This window comes from Chitinophaga sp. (assembly GCF_036566945.1).
GTDB lineage: Bacteria > Bacteroidota > Bacteroidia > Chitinophagales > Chitinophagaceae > Chitinophaga.
The window spans coordinates 1-5,180 of the sequence record NZ_DATCVJ010000389.1 but is presented as its reverse complement, the minus strand read 5'-3'; the positions used below and the strand labels follow the sequence as shown (position 1 = coordinate 5,180).

The window sequence follows — 5,180 nt, the reverse complement described above, 5'->3', positions numbered from 1 at the left end:
CCCAATCCAAGGACGGTAACATTTGCCTTCAGTTGGCTCGACTTTCTTTCTAAATTTTGCTGGGCGCTAACATGTAAAAATGAGACTAACAACAACGTACTTAAGAAATGCCATTTCTTAGACATAGTATACAGTATATAGGTGATAGATTAAAAGCAATATAAAGCCTTTCAGTCAAAGCGGAAAAAGTCGTACTTTAATCTTTTCAAGTGTCCGGATAAGAATGCGAAACATACCCACGCTAAACGATGTACATCAACAATTTGCCGAGTATTTTGATATACCGGCGCTGAAACCGTATGCTTATCTACTATCAAAAAAAGGGAGCGAAGGACACATCTGTCTGCATCTCGATAAAATAAAAGAAGAGCAGGAAAACCTGCCGGAGTCCTACCAAAAAATAGATACCAGCAACAGCATCCTGGAAACCATTCCAGTGGTAGGTACGCAGGGCAACGACAAACAGCCTTTCGTCATTTATCAGAACAGGCTTTACCTGCAACGCTATTTCAGGTACGAAACGGAATTTCTGCAACGCATCAAACAGTTCCTGGTAACCGAACAAGCGGTGCTGCCGGAAAGAATGGCACTCCTGCAAAGTCAGCAACCACTGATCAGCAAACTGTTTGGCGCTACCACTACTACCAACGACGATAACGATCCGGCCGATTGGCAACTGGCCGCCGCCATCACCGGGGTATTAAATAATTTCACCATCATCACCGGTGGCCCGGGTACTGGTAAAACCACTACCGTCGCTAAAATTCTGGCGATCCTGTTTGCCACCGACCCGGCGTTGAAAGTAGCGCTGGCCGCACCTACCGGTAAAGCCGCGGCACGTATGGCGGAGAGTTTACGCAACACCACCATAGAAGTAGATGCCGCCACTACCGAAAAATTCCGGCTACTACAGCCCGCTACTATTCACCGGCTACTGAAGCCCATCAATGGTAGCCCGTATTTCAGGCATAATAAAGACAATCCTCTCAACTACGATGTAGTGATTGTAGATGAGTGCTCCATGATAGATGTGGCCTTGTTTGCTAAACTAATGATAGCCATCCATCCCAATACCCGCCTCATTTTGCTGGGCGACAAAGACCAGCTGGCCTCTGTGGAAGCGGGTAGTTTGTTTGGTGATCTCTGTCAGGCACAGGAAAAACTGAACCTTTTTACCGCAGCGCGGCGTCAGTTTATTAATAGTTTTATTGGAGATGAATACCGCCACATACCCGCCTCCCAAAACGCGGATAGTCGCCATCCACTCTTTCAACACCTGGTGGAACTCAGGCGCAGTCATCGTTTTACCGGCAATACGGGTATTGGCAAATTTAGTAAGGCCGTTATCGCCAATAATGTACCGGTTATTCATTCTTTTTTTCCGCCTTCGGCAGATGAACAGGTAGTCATTGACCCTACTGCATCTGTAAAATTATTCGAAGACTTTATTGCCGGCTACGAAACTTTCATCACCGAAAAAGATATTCCCACGGCGCTAAAGCTGCTGAACAATCAGCGTGTACTCACCGCCGTGAGAGAAGGCCCGCAAGGACTATACGCCGTCAACAAACAAATTGAAAAATTTTTGCACGATAAACGGCTCATTCAGGCCAATACAGAGTTTTACCAAAACCGGCCGGTCATACTTACCCGTAACTATTATGAGCATGGCTTGTTTAATGGAGATACCGGCATCATCCGGGCAGATGAAAACGGCGTACTCATGGCCTGGTTCGAAGACAGCACCGGGGCGCTGAAAGCCGTATTACCCGGCTATCTTACCCAGGCAGAAACGGCGTTTGCCATGACCATCCACAAAAGCCAGGGCTCCGAATTCGGAGAAGTACTGGTACTTTTGCCGGATACCACAGACGTACCCATTCTTACCAGGGAACTGCTGTACACCGCGGTGAGTCGGGCCAAACAAAAAGTGTATGTTCAGGGAACACCGGAAGTCATCCTCATGGCCGCAGAACGCTTTGTAGAAAGAGCTTCCGGAATTGCCTCCAGATTCAGAGAAGTAGACGCGCATGCAAATTAAATAACATGCTTCGGGAATGGCGGAGTGTAAACAAAGGATTTATCAATGGCATTGTTTTTAAAAGTTTCGAACTCACTCAATAGCTTATCATCCGGGTTAGCGCAAGACCTACAGGATGCAGGCAACAGTGTGTTTCAACCTCACTATATTATTACCCAAACGGAAGGTATGAACAACTGGCTGAAACTCCAGTTGGCAGACCGTTTGGGCATTGCGGCCAACTGCCGCTTCTTAAAGCCAAATGATCTCCTCTACCAGTTATATGTATTGCTGGGTGGCCCCTTCTCTGAAGTGCTGTCGCCGCAAAACCTTAGCTGGCTGGTGTTTAAGCTCCTGGGCAAGGAAGAGTTCATGGCCAAATTTCCCAAAGTAGCGGCCTACTATGCAGAGCAGCACGCAGAAAGTGACCTGAAACGCATGGCCCTCGCGGAAAAAGTAGCAGATCTGTTTGACCAGTACCAGGTATACCGCCCGGAAATGATCCAGGCATGGACCAATACCCACACCCCGGACCTGGCCAGCGCAGGCTGGCAACACTGGCTGTGGGTAAAAGTAAAACAGCTGTCGGGTGGCGCCCTCCCGGATAAAACCATCGTAGGTAACTTTATCCTCGACACCCTGCGCAACACGGCACACAATAAAACAGCCCTTACGTCCCGTATGCCCGTGATTCACCTGTTTGGGTTATCCATTATTACGGCGTATCACGTAAAAATCCTGCATGAGCTATCCAGCTTCATAGATGTACATTTCCATATCATCAACCCGGCGCCGGTAATGTTTTGGTTCGACGACCGCAACGAAAAACAACTGGCCCGCTGGCGGCAAAAAGGACTCAAAGAACTGGAAGACTCCAAAGCCGGCAACGCCCTGCTCACCGGCTGGGGCAGAGTTATACAGGACAGCTTCGGCCTCTTCTTCGCCTACGACGCATTTATTAATGCCTACGAAGAAATAGAAACGGTAGAACCAGATACCGATACGCTGCTCCATAAAATACAACACGACATTTTCATCGCCGCTACCACGGCCGATAGGGAACCCATTTCTCAATACGATATCAACGACGGCTCCCTTACCATCAACGCCTGTTATACCGTAGCCCGCGAAGTAGAAGTCCTCTACAACTACCTGGTACACCTGGTAGCGCAGCGACAGGAGCAATTATCGCCCCGCGATATTGTGGTAATGGTGAGCGACATTGATGCATATGCCCCTTATATCAAAGCGGTATTCAACAATGCGCCTTATCCGTTCAGATATACCATCGCCGACGAAAGCTATACGGACAACGACAACCTCTTCAATGCCCTGCACGCCATTCTCACCATGAACGAAGAGAATTTTAAGGCAGAAGCCGTGATGCAGTTGCTCGACTTTTCGTATATCCGTAAACGTTTCAACCTGCAGGACCCGGTACTCATCCGCCGGATTATTGAAGCCGCCAACATCCGCTTCGGCATCAACGGCCACAAAAAAGATGAAACACATTTTGTGAGCTGGCAATACGGTATTCAACGGATCATGTACGGCATTTGCATGAGCGGGGAAGAAGAATACGGCAACGGGGAAGACAGCTTTTTCCCGCTGGATATCACCGAAGGCAGCGATGCCCACGACGTGATCCGGTTCTGTCATTTTGCAGAAGTACTCATGTCGTCGATCCTTGACAGGCGCCGCCCCCGCACCATTGTGGAGTGGGTAGCCTATACGGAAAGAGTACTGCACAACATGGTGTTTGAACCCGTAGAAGATGTAGATGAAGATTATAACACCCTGGTAAAACAACTCACCGCTTACAATGCACTCAACGAGTTTATGAGTGAAAAAGTAACCTTCGAAGTGTTTAGCCACAGCTTCCTCGATACCCTCACCGGCAGCACCCGCGCGGGCTTGTTTGTAAACGGTGGTATCACTTTCTGCTCGCTCATCCCCATGCGTAGTATTCCGTTTAAAGTGGTAGCCCTCATGGGATTGAACTACGATAAATTTCCCCGCCGGGAAAATAAATCCAGTTTCAACATCATGGAAGAAAACCGGCAGAAAGGAGATCGTAATGTGAAAGAAAATGATAAACACCTGTTCCTGGAAACCTTGTTGTCTGCCAAAGAATATTTGTACATCAGTTACCTCGGCAAAAATGCGAAAGACAATGCCGACCTGCCACCATCGGCACTGGTAGACGAGCTGATAGATTATATTGAAGCAGGAACTGCTTCGCCGGAAACGGTGCGCAGTCAGCTGGTGACCTTACAACCACTGCAAAGCTTCAGCAGGAAATATGCCGGCACGGATGAACGTCTTTTTTCTTACCTGAGTACGAAAGAAGCCGCCACTACATCCTTTCTCAATGAAAGTAAAATCACCACACCTTTAGCCTTTGAAGAGATTACGATTGAAGAGTTAATCAGCTTCTTCAAAAATCCCTTCCGGGCGTATTACAATAAGGTGTTAGGTATTCGCTATAACGATAGTCAGCTGCTGCTCAGCGAAACAGAAATTTTTGACCTGAATAAATTACAGCAGTGGTCTGTCAAAAATGAGTTGTTGCCCGTTCCCGCTGCAGAACAAAGTACGTTGCAAACGGTGATGGTGAAAAAAGGTCGCTTACCCCTCCGCAACATGGCCGCAGTGGCCATTCACCGGATGGAAGACCTGGTAGTACCCGTGCGTAATTTATACGAAGCCTGTACACAAGGCACTACCGAAAAAAGATTGCCGATAGAAATAGTAATTGACAACAGCGTTCTCAAAGGAAACATCCGAACCTTTGATCATACGGTGCTGCACGTATCCTGGTCTAAAAAGGAAACTAAATACCTGGTGGAAGCCTATCTCCGCTATCTCGCGGGCAGGGCCGCCGGTGTGATCACGCATCTCTGCTACATTTCAGGCACCAAAAAAGAAGATGCATTCGAAGCGGTGGCCATTACGCAGGAAGAAGCCACACGGCGGTTAACCGAAATTATTAAAGTATATAAAACAGGATTCACGCATATCATTTCTTTTTATCCGGATCTGGAGATTACCGCGAAAGATGTACTCACCATAGATTTGAAGAAATTTAAAAACAAAATTTCCGGGTTAATTGAACGGCATGAAGCGCCGGACCCTTATCTCGTGCAGGTATATGAACAGG

General features: G+C 47.7%; 2 protein-coding genes. Both read left to right on the top strand.

The features are described 5' to 3' along the window. Window positions 1-223 precede the first annotated feature (223 nt). Window positions 224-2,041: an exodeoxyribonuclease V subunit alpha gene (recD, locus tag VIP81_RS11480; protein WP_331960129.1), complete on the top strand. Its 1,818-nt coding sequence runs from the start codon at window positions 224-226 to the stop codon at window positions 2,039-2,041. A 45-nt stretch (window positions 2,042-2,086) separates the two neighbouring features. Continuing rightward, a partial coding sequence (gene recC, locus VIP81_RS11475) for an exodeoxyribonuclease V subunit gamma (protein ID WP_331960126.1) occupies window positions 2,087-5,180 on the top strand: 3,094 nt, incomplete at its 3' end.